The sequence below is a fragment of the Cohnella xylanilytica genome (assembly GCF_014212175.1).
Lineage (GTDB): Bacteria > Bacillota > Bacilli > Paenibacillales > Paenibacillaceae > Cohnella > Cohnella xylanilytica.
The window spans coordinates 89609-110328 of the sequence record NZ_JACJVR010000032.1 but is presented as its reverse complement, the minus strand read 5'-3'; the positions used below and the strand labels follow the sequence as shown (position 1 = coordinate 110328).

Annotated in this window: 16 protein-coding genes and 1 riboswitch; of the genes, 13 read left to right on the top strand and 3 right to left on the bottom strand. The window is 61.2% G+C overall.

From position 1 onward, the window contains the following. The first annotated feature begins 260 nt into the window (after window positions 1-260). Entirely contained in the window at window positions 261-1256 is a 996-nt protein-coding gene (locus H7B90_RS09730; RefSeq protein ID WP_185135671.1) for an HRDC domain-containing protein, read from the top strand. 122 nt (window positions 1257-1378) lie between these two features. Here the strand turns inward: H7B90_RS09730 and corA are convergent, their stop codons facing one another. Further along, window positions 1379-2314 (bottom strand): magnesium/cobalt transporter CorA, encoded by a 936-nt coding sequence (corA, locus tag H7B90_RS09725; RefSeq protein WP_185135670.1) that lies wholly within the window; start codon window positions 2312-2314, stop codon window positions 1379-1381. Between the two features lie 340 nt (window positions 2315-2654). Then, a riboswitch (SAM riboswitch) is annotated at window positions 2655-2776 on the top strand. A gap of 100 nt (window positions 2777-2876) precedes the next feature. On the opposite strand from corA, the gene metA reads away from it, so the two are divergent. The 5 genes from metA to mqnC all read left to right on the top strand — a co-directional run bounded on the left by metA (window position 2877) and on the right by mqnC (window position 9085). Continuing rightward, window positions 2877-3794, top strand: a complete 918-nt coding sequence (gene metA / locus H7B90_RS09720; protein ID WP_185135669.1) for a homoserine O-acetyltransferase MetA — start codon at window positions 2877-2879, stop codon at window positions 3792-3794. Window positions 3795-4053: 259 nt separating this feature from the next. Continuing rightward, window positions 4054-5214, top strand: a complete 1161-nt coding sequence (locus H7B90_RS09715) for an aminotransferase class I/II-fold pyridoxal phosphate-dependent enzyme (protein WP_185135668.1) — start codon at window positions 4054-4056, stop codon at window positions 5212-5214. A gap of 4 nt (window positions 5215-5218) precedes the next feature. Continuing rightward, complete coding sequence (locus H7B90_RS09710; protein ID WP_185135667.1) at window positions 5219-6385, top strand: trans-sulfuration enzyme family protein; 1167 nt, start codon at window positions 5219-5221, stop codon at window positions 6383-6385. A gap of 88 nt (window positions 6386-6473) precedes the next feature. Next, window positions 6474-7850 carry an EAL domain-containing protein gene (locus tag H7B90_RS09705; protein WP_185135666.1) on the top strand — a complete coding sequence of 459 codons (1377 nt, stop codon included), beginning with the start codon at window positions 6474-6476 and terminating at the stop codon, window positions 7848-7850. Between the two features lie 95 nt (window positions 7851-7945). Continuing rightward, window positions 7946-9085: a cyclic dehypoxanthinyl futalosine synthase gene (gene mqnC, locus H7B90_RS09700; RefSeq protein ID WP_185135665.1), complete on the top strand. Its 1140-nt coding sequence runs from the start codon at window positions 7946-7948 to the stop codon at window positions 9083-9085. Between the two features lie 719 nt (window positions 9086-9804). Here the strand turns inward: mqnC and H7B90_RS33375 are convergent. Further along, entirely contained in the window at window positions 9805-10887 is a 1083-nt protein-coding gene (locus H7B90_RS33375) for a GGDEF domain-containing protein (RefSeq protein WP_185135664.1), read from the bottom strand. A gap of 162 nt (window positions 10888-11049) precedes the next feature. On the opposite strand from H7B90_RS33375, the gene ytxC reads away from it, so the two are divergent. The 6 genes from ytxC to H7B90_RS09665 all read left to right on the top strand — a co-directional run bounded on the left by ytxC (window position 11050) and on the right by H7B90_RS09665 (window position 17956). Beyond that, window positions 11050-11934, top strand: coding sequence for a putative sporulation protein YtxC (ytxC, locus tag H7B90_RS33370; protein ID WP_185135663.1), 885 nt, complete (start codon window positions 11050-11052; stop codon window positions 11932-11934). Window positions 11935-12453: 519 nt separating this feature from the next. Further along, window positions 12454-14394 carry a threonine--tRNA ligase gene (gene thrS, locus H7B90_RS09685; protein ID WP_185135662.1) on the top strand — a complete coding sequence of 647 codons (1941 nt, stop codon included), beginning with the start codon at window positions 12454-12456 and terminating at the stop codon, window positions 14392-14394. 87 nt (window positions 14395-14481) lie between these two features. After that, complete coding sequence (locus H7B90_RS32830; protein WP_260410887.1) at window positions 14482-15288, top strand: 3D domain-containing protein; 807 nt, start codon at window positions 14482-14484, stop codon at window positions 15286-15288. Window positions 15289-15456: 168 nt separating this feature from the next. Further along, window positions 15457-15927 (top strand): RNA polymerase sigma factor, encoded by a 471-nt coding sequence (locus H7B90_RS09675; RefSeq protein WP_376701724.1) that lies wholly within the window; start codon window positions 15457-15459, stop codon window positions 15925-15927. A gap of 115 nt (window positions 15928-16042) precedes the next feature. Beyond that, entirely contained in the window at window positions 16043-17512 is a 1470-nt protein-coding gene (locus H7B90_RS09670; RefSeq protein WP_260410886.1) for a methyl-accepting chemotaxis protein, read from the top strand. Between the two features lie 93 nt (window positions 17513-17605). Continuing rightward, window positions 17606-17956 carry a hypothetical protein gene (locus H7B90_RS09665; RefSeq protein WP_185135660.1) on the top strand — a complete coding sequence of 117 codons (351 nt, stop codon included), beginning with the start codon at window positions 17606-17608 and terminating at the stop codon, window positions 17954-17956. 136 nt (window positions 17957-18092) lie between these two features. Here the strand turns inward: H7B90_RS09665 and H7B90_RS09660 are convergent, their stop codons facing one another. Next, on the bottom strand, window positions 18093-19370 hold the full coding sequence (locus H7B90_RS09660; RefSeq protein ID WP_185135659.1) for an ammonium transporter: 1278 nt from the start codon (window positions 19368-19370) through the stop codon (window positions 18093-18095). A gap of 274 nt (window positions 19371-19644) precedes the next feature. On the opposite strand from H7B90_RS09660, the gene liaF reads away from it, so the two are divergent. Next, window positions 19645-20718, top strand: coding sequence for a cell wall-active antibiotics response protein LiaF (liaF, locus tag H7B90_RS09655; RefSeq protein ID WP_185135658.1), 1074 nt, complete (start codon window positions 19645-19647; stop codon window positions 20716-20718). The last annotated feature ends 2 nt before the right edge of the window (window positions 20719-20720 follow it).

Below are 20720 nucleotides of genomic sequence, written 5' to 3'. Positions count from 1 at the left end.
TTAACCTAACAGTACCATAGGTCGAAGAAGCCGGGCAAAAGACAATCGTGTGACAGAAAAGCGCCGGAAACCGATGCCCTCTCTTGCCAATGTCGCCCAATTATGCTAATATAGACGTACATTGTTCGGGTTGCTCGGTAGAGGAAGCACCTCTCCGCCATGTGCGGAAGGGTGCTTTCTTTTTTGTATTCCTTCTTCCGCCGGGCTCGCGCCGGAACGAGACTATTTTCGCCGCAGAAGCGATGGAGGAGGAAGCGCAAATGGAGATCGTGTTTTTGAATCGGTTCGAACGCACGGAAGGGACGGCGGATACCGAGAGAGGCCAGGTGTTTATCGGGGAGGAGCAGGGGACGTGGTCGTCCGGCTGGCATTCGCTTCCCGACCAAGGCGAAGCGAAGCAGGACGTCTGGTACGAAGGGATGAGCTGGGAAGAGCTGCTCGCTTCGTTCCGCCACGGGGTCGCCCGGAAGATGAGGGAGGGCTTCCGCCCGCTGCTGGACGGCATGCTGGAAGACGCGCCGTTCTGGGAGCGCAGGCCTCCGCTGCCGGCCCTCCTGCAGTGCTACGCGGATCAATTCGACATGAGCGAGGCGCTGGAGCCGCTGCGGCTATGGCGCCGGGCCAAGTCCGCCGAGGAGAAGCGGACGGCGTACCTGATCGCGACCAACCGCGAGCTCCAGTCGCTGGCCGTGTACGTGCCGCGAACGCTCGAGGAGCTGAAGCAGATACCGGGCTTCGGCCACAAGAAGATCGAGCGCTACGGAACCGAACTGCTCGAGCTGGTGCGCGAGCTTCCCCGCGACCACGAGTTCCCGCTCGATTGGGTGGCCTCGGTCGTCTCGGACGAGACGCTGGCCGAATGGACGTTCAAGCAGAAGGAAGAGAAGTACGGGAAGAGCCTGACGAGCGTCCAGGAGAAGAAGAAGCTTCTCGCCGGCATCCGGCAAGGACATAGCCTCGCCGAGCTGGAGAAGGAGATGGGGATCTCGCGGAGACTGCTGCTCGAGAGGATCGACCGGCTGGACGAGGAAGGGTACGACGTTCTTCCTCTCGTCGAGCAGGAGCTGTCCGCCGTGGACGCCGCGGAGATCGACGAGGCGGAGAAGGCGATGGGCGAGCTGGGCGACAAGTTCCTGAAGCCGCTGTACCAGCGGCTGTACGCCGAAGGAGACGGCGCCGGCGAGACGGAGCGGAATTACGAGAAGCTGCGGATGCTCCGGATCCGGTTCCGCCGGACCCGCCAATCGGCCGTGTAGCCCGCGAGGCGCCTAAGCCCGCGAAGCCGCGACGAAGAACGAACGAGGGGCCGTCTCCCGGGTCGCCTGGACCTAGGGGGCGGCCCCTCGTTCATGAGGGACGTCTCGCGCCTCGGATTCGCTCATAGCCAATCCTTCTTGCGGAAGAAGTAGAACATGCCGAAGCCGAGGCAGACCATGACGACCAGCAGCACGATCGAGCCGTTCTTGTCGTGCATGCCGGGAATATAATCGAAGTTCATTCCGTATACTCCGGTAATGAACGTCAAGGGCATGAAGATCGTCGTCAGCGCGGTGAAGACGCGCATGATCTCGTTGGCGCGGTTCGCGACGCTGGACTGGTAAGCTTCTCGCAAGTTGCCCATCAGATCGCGGTACGTCTCGAACGTTTCGTAAATTTTGACGGCGTTCTCGTAGATGTCCCCGAAGTACTTCTGCAGTTGAACGTCGAACAGGCGAAGCTCCTTCTTGTTCAAGGCGCCGATCACGTCCCGCTGCGGGCCGAGCACCTTCTTCAGCCACAGAATCTCGCTTCGCAGACCGATGATCTCGGTCAGATGCGACTTCTTCGTGTGCATCAGGATGTCTTCCTCGAGGCTCTCGATCCTGGCTTCGATCCGGTCCCCGACGAGGAAGTAGTTATCCACGACGAGGTCGACCAGGTGGTAGAGCAGCCGGTCCGCGGAATTGACTTCTTCTTCCCACAGAATGGGCTTGATGGCGCGAAGCTCGTGGATCTTCTGCTTCGTGACGGTAATCAGGTAATGGCGCCCGAGGAAGATGTTCAAGGCTCTCAGGAAGATCTCTTCGTCGTCGAACCGGATGCTGTTGATAACGATAAAATAATGGCTCTCGTGCACTTCCAGCTTCGGGCGCTGCTCCTCTTCGGTCAGGCAGTCCTCGACTTCGAGGTCGTGGATGCCGAACAAGGGCTGCAGCTCGAGCAGGTCCTCCGTGTCGGCGTCGATCCAATAGAAGCCGTTGGCCGGAGGGACGAGCGTCTGCGTAATGTCTTCGATCGGCGTAAAGATGCCGTTGGTCACCAGTCGGATCTTCATCGGAATCCGCTCCTTCTGCATGGTATTCATGCAGGGCGTCAATCCGCGCCTAAGGAAGGCGATCCGACCGCGGAGCCGGCCGTAAGATCCCCTTCGTCGCGCGGCAGCGTCCCGCCGTGACGATAAACAAGCTGCGACTCGGCCCAGGATGATCTCCTTCCATGACCGGCTCCCCCCTTTCGATACCGTATTAGAATCGTGCGCAATTCGTGATAAGTATAATCCTCCTCCAAGCCCCTTTCAAGGGCATTTTCATGCGTATTCCGCGTCTTGACGGTGGGGGCGTTTTCGGGTACAGTAGGATGTAGATTTGATCGACGACAACCGAATAGGTTTTGCCATCTTATCAAGAGCAGGCGGAGGGACTAGCCCGATGAAGCCCGGCAACCGGCGTTCGCGAGGACGCACGGTGCTAAATCTTGCAGGATGCGCGGCTTCGGACGCGCATTCGGGAGATGAGAGAGGCGAGCGTACGAATACCGACGACGACCCTTTCTCATGCGAAGGGTCTTTTTTATTGCGCGGGATCGACGCCGCCTACAGACTGAGGAGGAATGAAGAGATGCCGATCAAAGTTCCGGACAACCTGCCGGCCAAGGAGATTCTGGCCGGGGAGAACATCTTCGTCATGGACGAGAGCGTCGCCTTCCATCAAGACATCCGGCCGCTCCGGATCGTGATCCTGAACATCATGCCGACCAAGGAGACGACGGAGACGCAGCTGCTCCGCCTGATCGGCAATACGCCGCTTCAAGTGGAGATCGTGTTGCTCCATCCGAAGACGCATATATCGAAGAACACGTCGACCGAGCACCTGGAATCGTTCTACAAGACGTTCGACGAGATCTCCCACCAGCGCTACGACGGGATGATCATCACCGGAGCGCCGGTCGAGCAGCTCGACTTCGAGGAAGTGAACTACTGGGAAGAGCTGAAGGACATCATGGATTGGAGCGCCAAGAACGTCACCTCCACCTTCCACATCTGTTGGGGGGCCCAGGCCGGTCTATTCCACCACTTCGGGGTTCCGAAGCACAACCTGGACAAGAAGCTGTTCGGCGTTTTCCCGCATACGGTGACGACGCGCAACATCAACCTGCTGCGGGGCTTCGACGAGCTGTTCTACGTTCCGCAATCCCGCCATACCGAAGTGAGGAAGGAAGACATCGAGAAGATTCCGGAGCTCGAGATCTGGTCCGAATCCGAAGAAGCCGGCGTCTATATCGCCGCCACGCGGGACGGACGGCAGATCTTCGTCACCGGGCATTCCGAGTACGATCCGCTCACCTTGAAGTGGGAATACGACCGCGACAAGGCGAAGGGGCTCCGCATCGACGTGCCGGTCAATTATTTCCCCGGCAATGACCCGACGAAGATGCCGCTCTCCAGCTGGAGAGCCCATGCCAATCTGCTGTTCTCCAACTGGCTCAACTACTACGTGTATCAACAGACGCCTTACGACCTTGGAGCCGGCATTTAGTTCTTTGTTACCCGCATAATAAGGATCGCAAGCGAAGCTTGGAGGATCGGAGAGGGAGAGCCCCGGAGGGAAGGGAATCTTCCGGAAGAGCTTGCGCCCGCCTTCGCTCGCCGATCGCTACCTTTGACAAGCTTGTTCAAGGCAATCGGCAAGCGACGGCCGGCCGGAGGAGGATGCCCGCAACCGGGAACCCCATTCGATGCTTGCGCCGCGCGCGATCCATTATTCACTACCTGACCAGCAGGAGGCCCGCCAATCGATGAACATTGAGAGCCGTTTAGCCCAGATCGGATCGCAGGAGGATCCGAAGACGGGAGCCGTCAGCTTCCCGATCTACCACGCCACCGCGTTCCGCCACCCGAAGCTCGGACAGAGCACCGGGTTCGACTACTCCCGGACGAAGAGTCCGACCCGGTTCGTCCTGGAGGCGGCCGCGGCGGAGCTGGAGGGCGGAGACGCCGGCTTCGCCTGCAGCTCGGGCATGGCCGCGCTGACGACGATCTTCGCGCTTTTCTCGCACGGCGATCACTTGATCGTCTCGCTCGACCTGTACGGCGGAACATACCGTCTGCTGGAGAGAATTCTGTCCCGCTACGGGATCTCGGCTTCCTATGTCGACACGAACGACATCGACGAGCTCGAATCCCAGTGTACGGACCGGACGAAGGCCGTTCTGATCGAGACGCCGACCAATCCGCTCATGATGATCACCGACCTGGAGAAGGTGTCGGCCTGGGCCAAGCGCCGCGGGCTGCTGACGATCGTCGACAACACGCTGCTGACGCCGTTCCTGCAGCGGCCGCTCGAGCTGGGAGCCGACATCGTCATCCACAGCGCCACCAAGTATTTGGCCGGCCATAACGACGTCCTCGCCGGGCTTATCGTGACGAAGGGCAAGGAGCTGTCGGAGCAGATGGCGTTCCTTCACAACTCGCTCGGAGCCGTTCTCGGCCCGCAGGATTCGTGGCTGCTCATGCGCGGAATGAAGACGCTGGCCCTGCGCATGGAACGCCACCAGTACAATTCCGTCAAGATGGCCGAGTGGCTCAAGACCCACCCCGCCGTCGACGAGGTGTATCACCCGGGCCTGCCGCACCATCCCGGCTACGACATCCAGCGCCGCCAATCGTCCGGCGACACGGGCATCTTCTCGTTCCGCATGAAGGACGCCCGCACGATCGAGCCGATCCTCCGCCATCTGAAGCTGATCGCCTTCGCGGAGAGCCTGGGCGGCGTCGAATCGCTGCTCACGTACCCGGCCGTGCAGACCCACGCGGACATTCCGGAGGAGATTCGCCGGAAGGTCGGCGTCGACGACCGGCTGCTGCGCTTCTCGGTCGGCATCGAGCACATCGACGACCTGATCGCGGATTTGGGCGGGGCTATCGACGCGGCATTGAAGGAAATCGGGGAGGCGTAAGGCCATGAGCCAGGGCAATTCGAATCATGAAGACAAAGACTTCGCGACGAAGCTGATCCACTTCGGCCTCGAGATCGATAAGGCCACAGGAGCTTCGAGCGTTCCGATCTATCAGGCTTCGACGTTCCACCACTTCGATCTGGACAACCCTCCGGCGCACGATTACAGCCGTTCGGGCAACCCGACCCGGGAAGCGCTCGAGCATTACATCGCGCTTCTCGAAGGGGGAGCCCGCGGCTTCGCGTTCTCGTCCGGCATGTCGGCGATCTCGACGGCGTTCCTGCTGCTGTCCGCGGGCGATCACGTGATCGTGACGGAGGACGTGTACGGGGGCACGTACCGGCTCTTGACGACGGTGCTGAACCGGCTGAACATCGACTCCACGTTCGTCGACATGACCGACTTCGAGCAGGTGAAGGCCGCTCTGAAGCCGAATACGAAGGCGGTATTCCTCGAGACGCCGTCCAATCCGACGCTCAAGATTACGGATATCGCCGAGATCGCTTCCTGGGCGAAGGAGCTCGGGCTCCTGACGATGCTGGACAATACGTTCATGACTCCGTACCACCAGCGCCCGATCGAGCTCGGAATCGACCTCGTCATTCATAGCGCGACGAAGTTCCTCGGCGGCCACAGCGACGTGCTGGCCGGGCTCGTCGTCACGGCCGACGAATCGCTAGGCCGCCGGGTGAAGCAGCTGCAGAACGGTCTGGGCACCGTCCTGAGCACGCAGGAGAGCTGGCTTCTGATGCGGGGCATGAAGACGCTGAAGGTGCGCATGGAAGCGAGCGAGAGCGGCGCGGCCAAGCTGGCCGCCTGGCTGAGCGCGCATCCGGCCGTGGAGCGCGTCTATTACCCCGGGCTCGCCGATCATCCGCGGCGCGAAGTGCACGAGAAGCAATCGAAGGGCTACGGCGCGGTCGTCTCGTTCGACGTCGGGAGCGGGGAGAAGGCGCGGAAGCTGCTCGGGCGGGTACGGATCCCGCTCGTGGCCGTCAGCCTCGGCGCCGTCGAGAGCATCCTCTCGTACCCGGCGATGATGTCGCACGCCGCAATGCCGAAGGACGTTCGGCACTCGAGGGGCATCACGGACGGCCTCGTCCGGTATTCGGTCGGGCTCGAGGACCCGGACGATCTGATCCGCGACCTGGAGCAGGCGCTGGAAGCTTGACCCTTTTTTTGTGCCAAACTCTTCTATTCAGCGTCTAAGCGTTCATGATACAATGTTCGTAACGTCACATAAGGGTGGCTGAGCTGTTGTGAACGTCCAATTGCTGATCGATCGCTTGGTCTTCGGCGCCAAGCTGCTGATGACCGACCGGGCTCTTAAATATTTCCCTCCGGACTTCACGATCCGGAGACCGCTCCTCTCCATGCTGGACAAGCATATGCGAAGAGGAGACGAATGCTATCTGGCCCTGTTCCGCTGGGAGTGCCCGGACTCCTACCTGGATACGTGGAAGAGCGTTCTTCCCCGGCTTCGCGAGGAGACCCGCCGGCTGCTCCGGGAATTGGGAAGCCAGCTGTGGGAAGAGAAGGATCTCATCGGGATGGACCAGTACGGCCCGCAGGAGTTCGTCGTCCTGATCCGGGGCGACCGTCCGTCCGAGGACGAATTCATTCCCGCGGACCTGTTCCGGAGGCTGGATCATCTGAGACACTGCCTGGAGCTCGGTCCGGATGCCGGCGGGCAGCCGGAGTACCGGAAGCATCTGAAGCTGACCGGCACGTACGTTCCGCTTAAGCTGCAAGGCTCGGAAGGCGGAACGACGGCGGAGCGGCTGGAGGAAGCTTACCAGTTCGCGCTGGCGCTCGCGACGAAGCAGGTGACCCCGCAGGTGATCGCCGCCCGCAAGCAGCTGGACCAGATCCTTCAGGACTGCAACATCTCGGTGCTGGCCCAGCCGATCATGAACCTGAACAACGGAGACGTCTTCGGCTGGGAGATTCTGACGCGCGGCCCGGTAGCCAGCGTCTTCCACCTCCCGGACGAGCTGTTCCGCTTCGCCAGCCAGAGCAAGCAGCTGAGCAAGCTGGAATTCATGGTCGTCAAGTTCGCCCTGGAGGAGATCGCATCGCGCCAAATTCGGGAGCCCGTGTTCCTGAACGTAACGGCGGTCACGTTGTCCCATCCGTTGTTCCTGTCCCACGTTCTGCAATGCCTGGAGAAGCATCCGCCGCTCTCGCCCGCGCAGATCGTCTTCGAGATTACGGAACGGCACGAGGTCGAAGACTTCAAGGCGATGACCGAGACGCTCGACCGGTTCCGCCGGCACGGCTTCCGCTTCGCCGTCGACGACATGGGGGCGGGCTATTCCAGCCTGCAGTGGGTCGGCGAGCTGGCGCCCGAGCTGATCAAGATCGACCGGTCCGTCATCCAGTTCGTCGACCGCTTCGCGGTGAAGATGAGCCTGCTGCGCGCCATCGTGACGGCCGCCCGCGAGATGAGCTGCGAAGTGGTGGCCGAAGGGGTCGAGCGCGAGGAAGAAGCCGACGTCCTGTTCCGCCTCAACGTGGGCATGGGCCAAGGGTATTACTTCGCCAAGCCGAACGTTCTTCTTCGCGAGAACGAACGGGAAGCCTTTCAAGAGACGAAGCAGCGCATTCAGAACCGCCGCGATCAAGTCGCCTCTTAGGTGACTGCGGCGGTCTTTTTGTGCTAGGATAGATATTGTGAAGAAAAGAACGAGTCCGAAGGAACGAAGCTTCAACGGAGAGGAGAGTGCGGGCGATGAGCACCGTAGATCGAATATTGCAGCAAGCCCTCCAGGGGGAGAGGCTGATGCAGGAGGATATTATCGCGCTGTTCGAGAGCGACGAGATCGAGAAGATCGGCGACGCGGCGAACCGGATTATGCTGAAGCATCATCCCGAGCCGATCACGACGTTCGTCGTAGGGCGCAACGTCAACTACACGAACATCTGCGACGTCTATTGCCGGTTCTGCGCGTTCTATCGGGCGCCGGGCTCGAAGGAAGGGTACGTGCTGCCGGACGAGACGATTCTGCAGAAGATTCAAGAGACGGCGGACGTAGGCGGCACCGAGATTCTGATGCAGGGCGGCACGAATCCGGATCTGCCGTTCACTTATTATCTGGATCTGCTCCGCAAGATCAAGGCCCGGTTCCCGAACATAACGATGCATTCGTTCTCCCCCGCGGAGATTCGCAAGATGCAGGACGTCTCGAACGGCCTGTCGCTGGAGGAGGTCGTGCGCCAGCTGCACGAAGCCGGGCTCGATTCGCTGCCGGGCGGCGGGGCCGAGATTCTCGACGACCGCACCCGCAAGAAGATCAGCCGCCTGAAGGGAAGCTGGCGGGACTGGATGGACGTCATGACGACCGCCCACAAGGTCGGGATGACGACGACGGGCACGATGGTCATCGGCTTCGGGGAGTCGATGGAGGAGCGGGCGCTTCACCTGATCCGCATCCGGGACGCCCAGGACGAATGCCTGAACAACGGCTACCCGTCGCGCGGCTTCCTCGCCTTCATCCCGTGGACGTTCCAGCCGGACAACACGAACATGAAGCGGGAGAAGGCGACTCCCGAAGAATACTTGAAGACGCTGGCGATCAGCCGCATCGCTCTCGACAACATCCCGAACTTCCAGTCGTCGTGGGTGACGATGGGGCCGGAGATCGGCAAGCTGTCGCTCTCTTACGGCGCCAACGACTTCGGCAGCACGATGATGGAGGAGAACGTCGTCTCCGCCGCGGGCACGACACACAAGGTCAACATCGAGGCTTGCCTGCGCATCATTCGCGAAGCCGGGAAGATTCCCGCGCAGCGCAACACGCAGTACGAGATTCTCAAAGTGTACGACGACGTCAACGAGAAGATCGACCGCGACTTCGTCATGCAGAACTGATCGGCCTACATTTATCGGAACAAGCAGCCCTTCTCGGGGCTGCTTGTTTGCGCGTATGGGCGGCGAATGTCGGCACCGACAGCCGATTGATGTTCTAACGGACGATTCGTCCGTTGCAGCGACCAATCTTCGCTCATGGGGCTCGGTAACGCTAATGAGCGGTGGAGCAGCCGAGTTCGGTATGCGAGCGAAGAGCTATTTTCCGAAGACCGTGGCGGTAGGATGAAGTCGGTTCGGCGACGTAAAATAGTTTGTGTACCATGATCTGGAGTCTCTCCAGAACCCAAAAAAGTAGGGTTCTCGGGATTGCTGAGATCACCAAGAAGGAGCCCTACTCGATTAATGGTCTACTTGAAAATGCTGTATCTAAGTTACTACAGGACAAACTAGAACAGCTGCTGCGCGAAGAAATCCAAAATTACATCCGGTGCTAACGGACTCAGGAGACGCTAATTCCCAAAAAACGCGCCAGATTTGATTCTAACGGACCCAGGAAGCGCTATTTATGTATTAAGGCCCCTATTTGACCTCAAATTTGGCAAATAGCGTCGCTGGAGTTCGTTAGAAAATAAAACACCCCTATTTTTAACAAATAGCGCTTATACGATTCGTTAGAGAAGCCGACCCGAACCATAACGGCGGGTCCCATCCGTAAATGTCCAAAAAACGAAAGGCAACAGCAAGCACTAACCCGCAATAGCCGATCCCCAAGCTCCCCCTTATCGGGCGAGCACGGTCCGGTTCTTGCCATGCCTCTTGGCTTCGTTCAAGGCCGCTTCGGCCTTCTCGAAGAAAGCCTCCTTGCCCTGGCCGGGCGAATACGAGGCGACCCCGGCGCTGACGGTGACGGACTCGCCGCCGATCGCCGGCTGCGGCCTGGCATGGATCGTGCCGCGGATCTCCTCCATCCGCTCGTACGCCTCCTCGGCCGTCATGTCCGCGAACAGAACGGCCAGCTCTTCCCCTCCGTAACGGGCGACGATGTCGTGCACGCCGACCATGGAACGGACGACCGAGCCGACGTCCCGCAGAACCGCGTCGCCCGCCCGGTGGCCGTAGCCTTCGTTCACGCTTTTGAAATTATCGATATCCAGCATCGCGAGCTGAAGCGGCATTCCGCTCGATTCGCTCTGTTCGACCAGCCGCTCGAGATACTCGTGAAAGGCCATATGGTTGTACGTCTCCGTCAACGCGTCCGTCTTCGCGAGCTTGTCCATCATGATGGTCCGCAAGAGCAGCTCCTGATTCGATTCGTAGGAGGACTTCAGATGCAGCCTCAGCTCCCGGCCCCGCAGCAGAATGCCGACGGCGACGATGCTGAACAGGATGAGGATGCTGACGATGCCGACGAAGGAGCCTGGAGTCAGAGAAGCGCAGTTGACTTCCCCGAACGCGAAGATCGCGGCCAGGGAGACGAAGCCGTTAAGCAAAGCGAACAGCAGGTGGGTCAGCTTAAAATAAAAGATGCTGATCATGACCGGGAAAAAGAGGGTGAAAATCAGGTAAGGTTCCTCCGGGTTCGATACCGTCAGAACGCTGGCGATCAAAGCCGAGGCGGAGATCAGGACGTAATCGTGCTGCTTCGGCAGGAAGCGAACTCCCGCCTCGGCGAGCAGAATAATCGCGAGGATAAGCGCCGAAGGGCGAACGATAAACGCCCAGACGAAATATTCCGGCCGGTCCGTCATCGTGAAGTAAACGCTCTCCACTCCGATCGAGAGGATCAGCACGAACCAGAAGCCGCGAAGCAAAAGACGATTCCACCGGAGCTGGTTATAGTCGGAAGACTGGTCGTCGAGCACGAGTATCGCCTCTCATCTGCCGGAAGGAGCGTAAGTCTGGCACGTCGCAAAAATAGAAGGATTTGTCTATTCGCTTATAAAATATACCATACCCGATCGCCGATCGTATATCCCCTTTTCGGCCACCATATAGTAAGAAAAGGGGAAGCCGGAGGTGGTCAGGTGAAGAGGGATGAATGGACGATCGACGCGGGAGGGGACCGCGATTCGGCGGCGCGTCTGACGGCGCTGCTGAACCAGCCTTTCGCCGGGTTGACGGGGCGCGGGGGCGAAGGACCGTGGGAGCTGTCGGAGGCGGACGGCCGCATCCGATGCGCCCTGACGATCGAGACGGGACGGGAGGACTTCTGCGCCAAGACCGGCGCCGCCTTGTCCGAATATATCGTGGCGGAGAGGGAGCCGGCGCTGCTGAGGCGGCTGATTCGCCATCCGATCGGCCTCAAGGCCGACAACGTGGAGGCCGACGTGCTCGTCTCGGAGGCGATCGGCCTGCTCGACGGCGAGCCCGAACCCGGCTCCGAAGCGCTGTCCGCGGGGCGGGGCAGGGAGCGGCGAATCCGCAAGTGGGGGCAGCTGTTCGCGGCTTATTTAATGGAGCATGAATACCTGCACGTGGAAGGATTTATCCGGTTCCGGCTGAAGGACTACGAAGCCGAGGTCCGGGAGGCGGCGGAGGCCGCCGTCGAGGAGAGACTGATGGAGCGACAGTACCAGGAGTTCGTCACGCTGCTCCAGTCGATGGTCGAATGGCAGGAAGTCCGGGTACCGGCCGTTCACGTGCTCCATTCGGGCGGACATGCCTTTCGCCTTCTCGACGACAAGATGCGTCCCCTCGAGAAGGATGCGGAAGCCCATGAAGCGCCGCGGCCGGCCGACGGGAACGTCCTGGACGAGCAGGAGGAGGAGAGCTTGCTCGTCAGCCGTCTGCTCGCGGCTTCTCCGAGGCACCTGTACATTCATACGGCCGAACCGGATGCCCAGGTGATCCGGACGCTGTTGGGCATCTTCGGAGAGAGGGCCGCCTTATGCCCGGACGTGCCGAAGTAACCGGACCCGATCGGACAACCGGTTGACCGAATCGGCTTGACCGAATCCGCTTGACGGGCGCGGGACGAAGGGGGTATAATTCCGGGTATCAACCTTGCGTGATCCCGGGAGACGTCGCATGACGGAATCCCGCCATATCCGAACAGCGATGAGAAAGACACCGATGCCCGTTATGGACGGCCCAGAGAGAGGAACCTCGGCTGCAAGTTCCTTCCGATACCGGCAGGCATCGACCCCTTTCGAGCTGCAACGCCGAACCCGCGGCCGATCCGGAGAGGATCGCAGGCGGCAGTAGGCGCTGCCGGGTCATGACCGTTACTCATGCCTGAGAATCGGCCGCCGTGCGCACATGCGCAAGCAGCCGGTTGAATAAGGGTGGAACCACGAGACGCGAACGATACCGAGCGCTCGTCCCTACGGGACGGGCGTTTTTTGTTTTTCTCGAAGGACCGATGCGCTCGTCCCTTGCCAAGTCCGCATTCACGACAAGGTAGAATGATCCAAGGGAGGCTGCAGAGTATGGCATTGAACATCAAGCTGCCGGACGGCTCCGTCCGGGAATACGAAGCCGGCGCGACCGTCGAGGACGTCGCCGGTTCGATCAGCCAAGGGCTGAAGAAGAACGCCGTCGCCGGCAAGGTGAACGGGAAGGTCGTCGATTTGAACACGGAGCTTAAGGAAGACGCTTCGCTCGAGATTCTGACCCTCGACTCTCCCGAAGGCCTCGAGGTCATGCGCCATAGCACGGCCCACCTGATGGCCCAGGCGATCAAGCGGCTGTTCGGGGGCGACAAGGTCAAGCTCGGCATCGGGCCTGTCATCGAAGACGGCTTCTACTACGACATCGACCTCGAACAATCGATCACTCCGGACGATCTCGCAAGCATCGAGAAGGAGATGGAGAAGATCGTCAAGGAGGATCTTCCGATCGTCCGCCGCGTCGTCTCCCGCGAAGAAGCTCTTCGCATCTACCGGGAGATCGAGGATCCGCTCAAGATCGAGCTGATCGAAGGGCTGCCGGAAGGCTCGGTTATCACGATCTACGACCAGGGCGAGTTCTTCGACTTGTGCCGCGGACCTCACCTTCCGTCGACGGGCAAGATCAAGGCGTTCAAGCTGCTTAGCGTCGCCGGCGCCTACTGGCGCGGAGACAGCAAGAACAAGATGCTGCAGCGCATCTACGGCACGGCGTTCGCGAAGAAGTCGCAGCTCGACGAGCACCTGCACTTCCTCGAAGAAGCGAAGAAGCGCGATCACCGCAAGCTGGGCAAGGAGCTCGGCATGTTCACCTTCTCCCGCGAAGTGGGCCAAGGGCTGCCGCTGTGGCTGCCGAACGGAGCGAAGGTGCGCCGCACGTTGGAGCGCTATATCGTCGATCTCGAGGAGAAGCTCGGCTACCAGCACGTCTACACGCCGGTTCTTGCGAACGTCGAGCTCTACAAGATCTCGGGCCACTGGGAGCATTATCAGGAAGACATGTTCCCGCCGATGGCGATGGACAACGAAGAGCTCGTCCTGCGCCCGATGAACTGCCCGCACCATATGATGGTGTACAAAAGCGAAATGCGCAGCTATCGCGACCTGCCGATCCGCATCGCCGAGCTGGGCACGATGCACCGCTACGAGATGTCCGGCGCCCTGACCGGGCTGCATCGCGTACGCGCGATGACTCTGAACGATTCGCATATCTTCTGCCGGCTCGATCAGATCAAGGACGAATTCAAGCGCGTCGTCCAGCTCATCCAGCGCGTCTACGAGGACTTCGGCATCAAGGAGTACCGGTTCCGCCTCTCCTACCGCGATCCGCAGGACAAGGAGAAGTACTGGCCGGACGACGTGATGTGGGAGACTTCCCAGCGGATGCTGCGCGAGGTCGTGGAGGAGCTCGGCCTGCCGTTCTTCGAAGCGGAAGGCGAAGCCGCGTTCTACGGCCCGAAGCTGGACGTGCAGGTGAAGACGGCGCTCGGCAAGGAAGAGACTCTCTCGACGGCGCAGATCGACGTGCTGCTTCCGGAGCGCTTCGAGCTCGAATACGTCGGCGAAGACGGCAAGAAGCACCGTCCAGTCGTCATTCACCGCGGCATCATCAGCACGATGGAACGCATGACGGCGTTCCTGCTGGAGAACTTCGCCGGCGCCCTTCCGACTTGGCTGTGCCCGGTTCAGGCGAAGGTCATTCCGGTCAGCCTGGCCTACGAGGACTACGCGCGCGAAGTGGCCGAGAAGCTGCAGGAAGCCGGCGTCCGCGTCGAGAACGACCTGCGCAACGAGAAGATGGGTTACAAGATCCGCGAAGCCCAGCTGGAGAAAATCCCGTACATGCTGATCGTCGGCGAGAACGAAGCCGCGAACGGCACCGTATCGGTCCGGCGCCGCGGGGAAGGCGACATCGGCGCCCAGCCGGTGGCCGACTTCATCGCCCGCGTCACGGGCGAGATCGCTTCGAAGCGTCCGGACTGACGATTCGCCGGTCGCGCCGAACCGGGCCGCGTCCCGCATAAAGCTTGCCGGCATGGGGCACCCTTCCGTACAGGGGAGTGTGCCATCATGCCAGCAAGCTTTTTTGTCATGCCAAGACGTTACCTGCGCAAGTGGGTCGTGCTTCCGGCCTTGCTCGCTCTGCTCGGGCCGGCGGAAGCGAGCGCCTACGCCGGCATAGGGCTCGACGCGGCTCCGGCGGCCAAGCAAACGGTCAAGCCCGCGGCCAAGCAAACGGCCAAGCAAGCGATCAAGCCCGCGGCCAAGCAGGCACACAAGCCCGCAGCCACGCCGATACACAAGCCGACACACAAGTCCGCGGCTAAGCAAGCACTCAAGCCGGCCGGCAAGCAAGCACTCAAGCCGACGGACAAGCAAGCGGACCAAGCGGGCGTCCGGCAGCCCGCGATGCCCGGCGGCCCCGCGAAGCCGGTCCAGGCCGCGGAGAGAAGCGCGGCGTCCGCCCTCGCCTCGGCCGGACAGACGATCCGGGTCGTGGCAACCGGCTATACGGCGGGGGTCGAATCGACCGGCAAGCGGCCGGGCCACCCCCAATACGGGATCACGTATTCCGGGGTGAAGGTGCGCAGGGGCAAGGTATCGACGATCGCGGCGGATCCGAAGCTGTTCCCGATCGGAACGGTGCTCTATATTCCCGGCTACGGCTACGGAATCGTGGCCGATACCGGGTCGCGGATCAAGGGGAGGAAGATCGATCTCTACTTCCCGTCGACCAAGCAGGTATTCCGAGAATGGGGCAAGCGGACGGTCGACGTCAGGGTGATCCGGCGCGGCACGGGGAAGGTAACGGAGACGATGCTGGACTCGATCGGCGAGGTGATCGCTGCGCGGCCGAACAAAGCGACTTCCGGCTGATCGGCCAATTGTCGCTTTTTTCCTATTAAATGGAAAATATTCTCTTTTACTCGCACCTATGTTACAATGGTCGGAGAGTCATACGTTTCTCCAAGGAGTGACCGCTCTATTATGACGAACTTCCTTCGAGATTTTGGACCTCCGGATCGGGCGAACATGGAAGAGGACATGCTTGACGAACTTTACAGACAAATGGTGCGGGTCGTGCGGCACAAGCTTCACTGCAAAAGCGACGTCAGCGACGTCGTCCAGGAAGCGTGGGTGCGCATCCTGGAGAAGAGAGACACTCTTCGCGAATCGGACAAGCTCATCCCGTGGGCGAAGACGATCGCCTCGAATCTGGCTTCGAACGCCAATCGGGCCAGGAGGCTGTCTTCTTCGTACGACGGCGGAAGAGACGACTACGAAGCGGCGGCGCGTTCGGGGCCGGATCCCGAGCTGATGACCGAGCTGTCGGACTTGTTGGGCCGTCTGGACCCGACGACGAGAACGCTGCTTTTGTACAAGTTCTATTACGGCTTCCGAGACGAAGAGATCGCATCGGCGTTCGATCTGCCAGTCGGAACGATCAAATCCCGCATTCACCGCGGCAGGGAGAGGCTTCGAGCCCAGGACAAGGACGACCCCCCGCGTATATAGAAGGGCTGCGGCCTATATACGATCGGATGAAGGAGGGACGATGGCTCCCTCTTTCTTTATGCCTATTTTCGGAGTATAATGTGAGAAATTCTTACATTTTGCCGGATAGATCGTCATGAATCGGGGGATGGATATGGCGCAGTGGCAGCGTTGGAGAAGGGATCGCGGCAACGTCGTCCGCATCGCGAAGGCGACGGAGCCGGAAGGTGCGGCATCGACGGGAGCGGATACGAATGCGGAACCGGGCGGCGCGAACCGGGAAGCGCTGAGGCATGTCATCGAAGAGGCGGTCGTCACGTCCGACCGGCTGCAGGCGGCCGTGGCGGAAGTCGATTCCAGCATGGGGCAGCTGGAGGAGATCGCCCGGCATGCCGCCGAACAGGAGCAGCTTCTCCGGAGGAACAGCCGCGGCGCGGCCGAACGGCTGGAGCAGTCGTTCTCCGCGCTTCAGGAAGTCGCCGCCTCGTCGGAGCAGATTCGCGCGACCTCGGAGGAGATGAGCGCCCGGAGCCGGGAAGCGAAGGACGTCGTCATCGAGGTGGCCCGTTCCCTGCACCAGACGGACGAAGTCATGAACGACCTGGCGCTTCACCACGGCACGATGGAGGAGAGGATCCGCGCGTTGATCGAGCAAGCCTCCAAGATCGGCGAGATGAACGCCCTCATCCAGGAGATCGTCGCCCAGACGTCGCTGCTCGCGCTGAACGCGGCGATCGAAGCGGCGCATGCCGGCGAATACGGACGGGGCTTCTCCGTCGTCGCCGGGGAGATCCGCAAGCTGGCCGAGCAGAGCGGGAACGCCGTCAAGCGCTCCTCCACCGTCGTGCAGGACATCGAGGAAGGCATTCGCCAGGTCGTCGCCTCGGTCGACCGGGAGAAGCGGTCGGTCTCGCGCGGCCTGGAAGAGATGAGGGCCAACCGGGAGCGGATGGACTCCATCTTCAATCACATCGTGAAGGTGGACGGGCAGGTCGGGCAGACGCTCGCCGCGACGGTCGAGCAGGCGGAACGGACGGCTTCGGCGAACGGGATGCTGAAGGACGTCGTCGACTCGGTGGAGCGCATGGTCGGAAGCGTGGACGACGCGCTGGCCCACAGCGAGCTGCAGAGGCAGGCGCTCGCGAAGCTGGGGAGGGTGTCGGCGGAGGTGAAGCACGCCGCGGACGAGCTCGCCGCCGCCGTGCAGCAGGCCGGCGGCCGCGTATGGGGCGAGCGGGGCGCGACGGACGCGACCCGGTGGATCGCCCGGCTCGCGGAAGCCGCCGAGGACCCCGCCCTGGCAGAGCTGGACGAGTCGGTCCATCGCCGCGTTCTCGGCGCGCGGCTCTCGCGCGTCGACGGAGTGGAAGCCGTCTGGTCGAACCGGAGCGACGGCTCCTTCGTCTTCTCGCAGCCGGAAGCGGGACTGCTGAACGCGAAGGGCCGGGAATGGTGGCGCCGGGCGATGGAAGGGGAGACCTTCGTCTCCGACGTCTACCTGTCCGCCATTACGAAGCGCCCCTGCATTACCGTCTCGGTGCCGCTGAGAGGGCCGGAACGGCAGCCGATCGGCGTGATCGGCATCGACATTGTCGTTTCTAACTAAAATACCTGACATAGAGATTCTCAAACCGGTCTTTTTCCTGTACAATATGTTTAAGTGTCACAAAAGTTAACGGGAATAGACAGGTGATATCTCATGCAGGAATCGGCTAACATCGCGCCGCCGAACGCTTCTTCCCGGCGGAAGAATGCGGAAGTGTATTCGTTTCTGGAATCTCTCATCGAGAAGCGCCAGCAGGAGATTGCCGAGATCGAGCAGATGGTCGAGAGATACGAGCGCCGCATCCGCAAGGAGGAGCAAGCCTATCGATCGATGTCCCCGATCCGCCGCATTCTCGCCGGCAAGAAGCCGGATCATCATGTCGCCGTCGAATACATCCATTACGTGAAGAAGCCGATGGAGAAGGCGAAGCTTCTTCGCGACGAGATCGCGCGCTACCGGGAGATGCTCGAAGGCAAGGTTCCGGTGGATATCTCCGACCTCTAGCGCGGCGATGGCAACAAGTCGCCTCTATGACATAGAAGAAGCTCCTTCGGTTCGCCGAAGGAGCTTCTTCTATTCGGATGGGGGGATTACCGTGGAGCGAAGGGACGTCGCCTGGCTCAGGCGGACGGCTGCGGGCTCAGGGAGCCCGCAGCTTGTCGACTTCGATGAAGTCGTGCTCCCGGCTGTAGGCGGGAACCCCGTGAATGCTGACGTCCAGCCCGACGAGCTCTTCGTCGGAGGAGACGCGGACGGGGCGCCACAGGTTGATCGCCTTCAGCGCGATCCACGTCAAGCCGAAGCCCCATACGGCGACGACGGCGAGGCCGAGAGCCTGGACGCCGAGCAGATGCCAGCCGCCTCCGTAGAACAGCCCGCTGTGCGATGCCGCGCCCGGCAGCGCGAACAAGCCGACGGCCAGCGTCCCGATGCTGCCGCTGATGCCGTGAACGGCGAACGCCCCGACCGGGTCGTCGACCTTGCGCTTCTCGAGCCACTCGGAAGCGAGCACCATCACGATGCCGGAGACGGCGCCGATCAGAATGGCGGCTCCGTCGGAGACGAAGGCGCAGCCGGCGGTGATGCCGACCAGTCCCGCGAGAGCGCCGTTGATGACCATGGGCGGATCCGCCTTCTGGTAGCGAAGAATGGTGAACAGGATGCAGGCGGCGCATCCGGCGGCGGAAGCGAGCATCGTCGTGACGGCGATATGCCCGATGCCCGGGTTCGTGGCGCTGAGCGTGCTGCCCGAATTGAAGCCGAACCAGCCGAACCACAGGATGAACGCGCCGACCGAAGCGAGAGGCAGGTTGGAAGGCGGAACGATGTTCACCTTGCCGTCGGCGCCGTAGCGGCCGAGCCGGGGGCCGAGGAACAGGGCGGCGGCGAGAGCGGCGAAGCCTCCCAGCGCGTGGATCGCGGCCGAGCCCGCGAAGTCGATCATCCCAATCTTCGCCAGCCAGCCGTTCGGCGACCAGATCCAGTGGCCCGAGATCGGATAAATCAGACCTGTCATAACGATCGTATAGACGATGTAGGCGCGGAAGTGAATGCGTTCCGCCGCCGCTCCCGAGACGATCGAGATGACCGCGATGACGAACGCGCATTGGAACAGCCAGAACGTATCGTGCGAGACGTTGGCGGGGAGATGCGTCAGATCTCCTCCCATATTGAACCCGGTGAGGCCGATCAGGCCGCCGGCATCTTTGCCGTGCATGAGGGCGAAGCCGAAGACGTAATAGATCAAGGCGCCGAACGAGATGTCGACGAATACCTTCATGATGATGCTGACGGCGTTCTTCTGACGGACGAAGCCGGCCTCCAGCAGCGCGAAGCCGCCTTCCATCAGCAGGATCATGGCGGCGGTGAGCACGACCCAGACCGTATCGAGGCCGTTGGACAAATCGGAGAGCTGCATACGTTCATCCCCATCTTTTATTGTGGAAACCTTACATGGAATCTTCGAAACCGCCCTCATTATATAGTGGAGAGTTACCTATGTCAACAAATAATGTTAACGTATATCACATATTACATGAGGTGTCGCCCCGCCTCCGTCTCCAGACCGAGGCCGAATTCCACCCCGCGCCGCTGTGGCATCCCGCTCGCATCCGTTATAATGAATCTAGCGATACGAAATTAAGCGACGAAGGCTTCGCGAGAGCAACCCGCTTATAACGGAGGAATCGATTATGCAGCAATCCGTCTTGCATCGAATATTTTGGGGGATCGTCCTGGTCGGGGGCGGGGTCGTCTTCCTGCTGAACCAGACCGGAGCGATCTCGATCGACATCGGCGAGCTGTTCCGCAACTTCTGGCCGATCATCCTGATCCTCGTCGGGGTTCAAGGGCTGCTGATCCAGCGCCAGGGAGGGTTCTGGTGGAACCCGATCGTCATCCTGGTCGGCGTCTTCTTCCTCGGCAAGAACATGGGATGGGTCGAATGGGACTTCGGCGATCTGATCCGATTCGCCGGTCCGGTCATTCTCATCGTCTACGGGCTCTGTCTGATGACCCGCGGCGGACGTTCCCGAGCGAAGAGGGAAGAGCCGAACGGTTGGAATTCCGTGACGCCCCAGTCGCCTCCGTCGCCCCCGCCGGCTCCGGGCCCGGACATGGGGCCTCCGCCCCCGCCTCCTCCTTACGACGCGGAGTACGGTTTCGGTCCCGAACCTTCTCCGCAGGAGAAGAACGACGCCGGAGACCGCTCGCGGCCTCCGTTCGGGGAAGGGAGCGGCCCGTCCCCGTCGTCCGGTCCGTCCGCCGGTCCCTCGTTCCGGGAGATGCCTTCCGGGGATCCCCGTTCCAAGGAAGGGCGCCACTGGAAGCATCAATATTGGAAGGAACACCACCAGCCGCCGTGGAAGAGCGGCTACCAGGAGTACGGGCGCGAGGACCACAGCCGGTTCATCGGCGACTTCGTCATCGGGCAGGATTATTTCGAGCTTCGCCCGATGAGCATCTCCCATTTCATCGGGGACACGAAGCTGGACCTTACCCGCGCGCAGATTCCTCTCGGCGAGACGAAGATCTACGTCTCCTCGTTCATCGGCGACGTCAAGGTGTTCGTGCCGAACGACTTCTCCGTCGGGGTGCGCGTCGTATCGAGCAGCCTGGTCGGCGACGTCAAGGTGATGGAGCAGAAGCGGGGAGGCCTGTTCAACCAGATGAACGTGGAGACTCCGGGGTATATCGACGCCTCCCGTCAGATCGTTCTTATCGTCAGCACGTTCATCGGCGACGTCCGAGTGACGAAGGTAGGTTGAGT

What these genes read in the sequence shown, in the direction of transcription:
- thrS (WP_185135662.1), top strand. Translation starts at nt 12,454, where the DNA reads ATGGCATTGAACATCAAGCTGCCGGACGGCTCCGTCCGGGAATACGAA.
- H7B90_RS09715 (WP_185135668.1), top strand. Translation starts at nt 4,054, where the DNA reads ATGAACATTGAGAGCCGTTTAGCCCAGATCGGATCGCAGGAGGATCCG.
- H7B90_RS09660 (WP_185135659.1), bottom strand. Translation starts at nt 19,370, where the DNA reads ATGCAGCTCTCCGATTTGTCCAACGGCCTCGATACGGTCTGGGTCGTG.
- H7B90_RS09665 (WP_185135660.1), top strand. Translation starts at nt 17,606, where the DNA reads ATGCAGGAATCGGCTAACATCGCGCCGCCGAACGCTTCTTCCCGGCGG.
- liaF (WP_185135658.1), top strand. Translation starts at nt 19,645, where the DNA reads ATGCAGCAATCCGTCTTGCATCGAATATTTTGGGGGATCGTCCTGGTC.
- H7B90_RS09675 (WP_376701724.1), top strand. Translation starts at nt 15,457, where the DNA reads ATGCTTGACGAACTTTACAGACAAATGGTGCGGGTCGTGCGGCACAAG.
- H7B90_RS09670 (WP_260410886.1), top strand. Translation starts at nt 16,043, where the DNA reads ATGAATCGGGGGATGGATATGGCGCAGTGGCAGCGTTGGAGAAGGGAT.
- H7B90_RS09710 (WP_185135667.1), top strand. Translation starts at nt 5,219, where the DNA reads ATGAGCCAGGGCAATTCGAATCATGAAGACAAAGACTTCGCGACGAAG.
- H7B90_RS32830 (WP_260410887.1), top strand. Translation starts at nt 14,482, where the DNA reads ATGCCAGCAAGCTTTTTTGTCATGCCAAGACGTTACCTGCGCAAGTGG.
- H7B90_RS09730 (WP_185135671.1), top strand. Translation starts at nt 261, where the DNA reads ATGGAGATCGTGTTTTTGAATCGGTTCGAACGCACGGAAGGGACGGCG.
- corA (WP_185135670.1), bottom strand. Translation starts at nt 2,314, where the DNA reads ATGAAGATCCGACTGGTGACCAACGGCATCTTTACGCCGATCGAAGAC.
- metA (WP_185135669.1), top strand. Translation starts at nt 2,877, where the DNA reads ATGCCGATCAAAGTTCCGGACAACCTGCCGGCCAAGGAGATTCTGGCC.
- mqnC (WP_185135665.1), top strand. Translation starts at nt 7,946, where the DNA reads ATGAGCACCGTAGATCGAATATTGCAGCAAGCCCTCCAGGGGGAGAGG.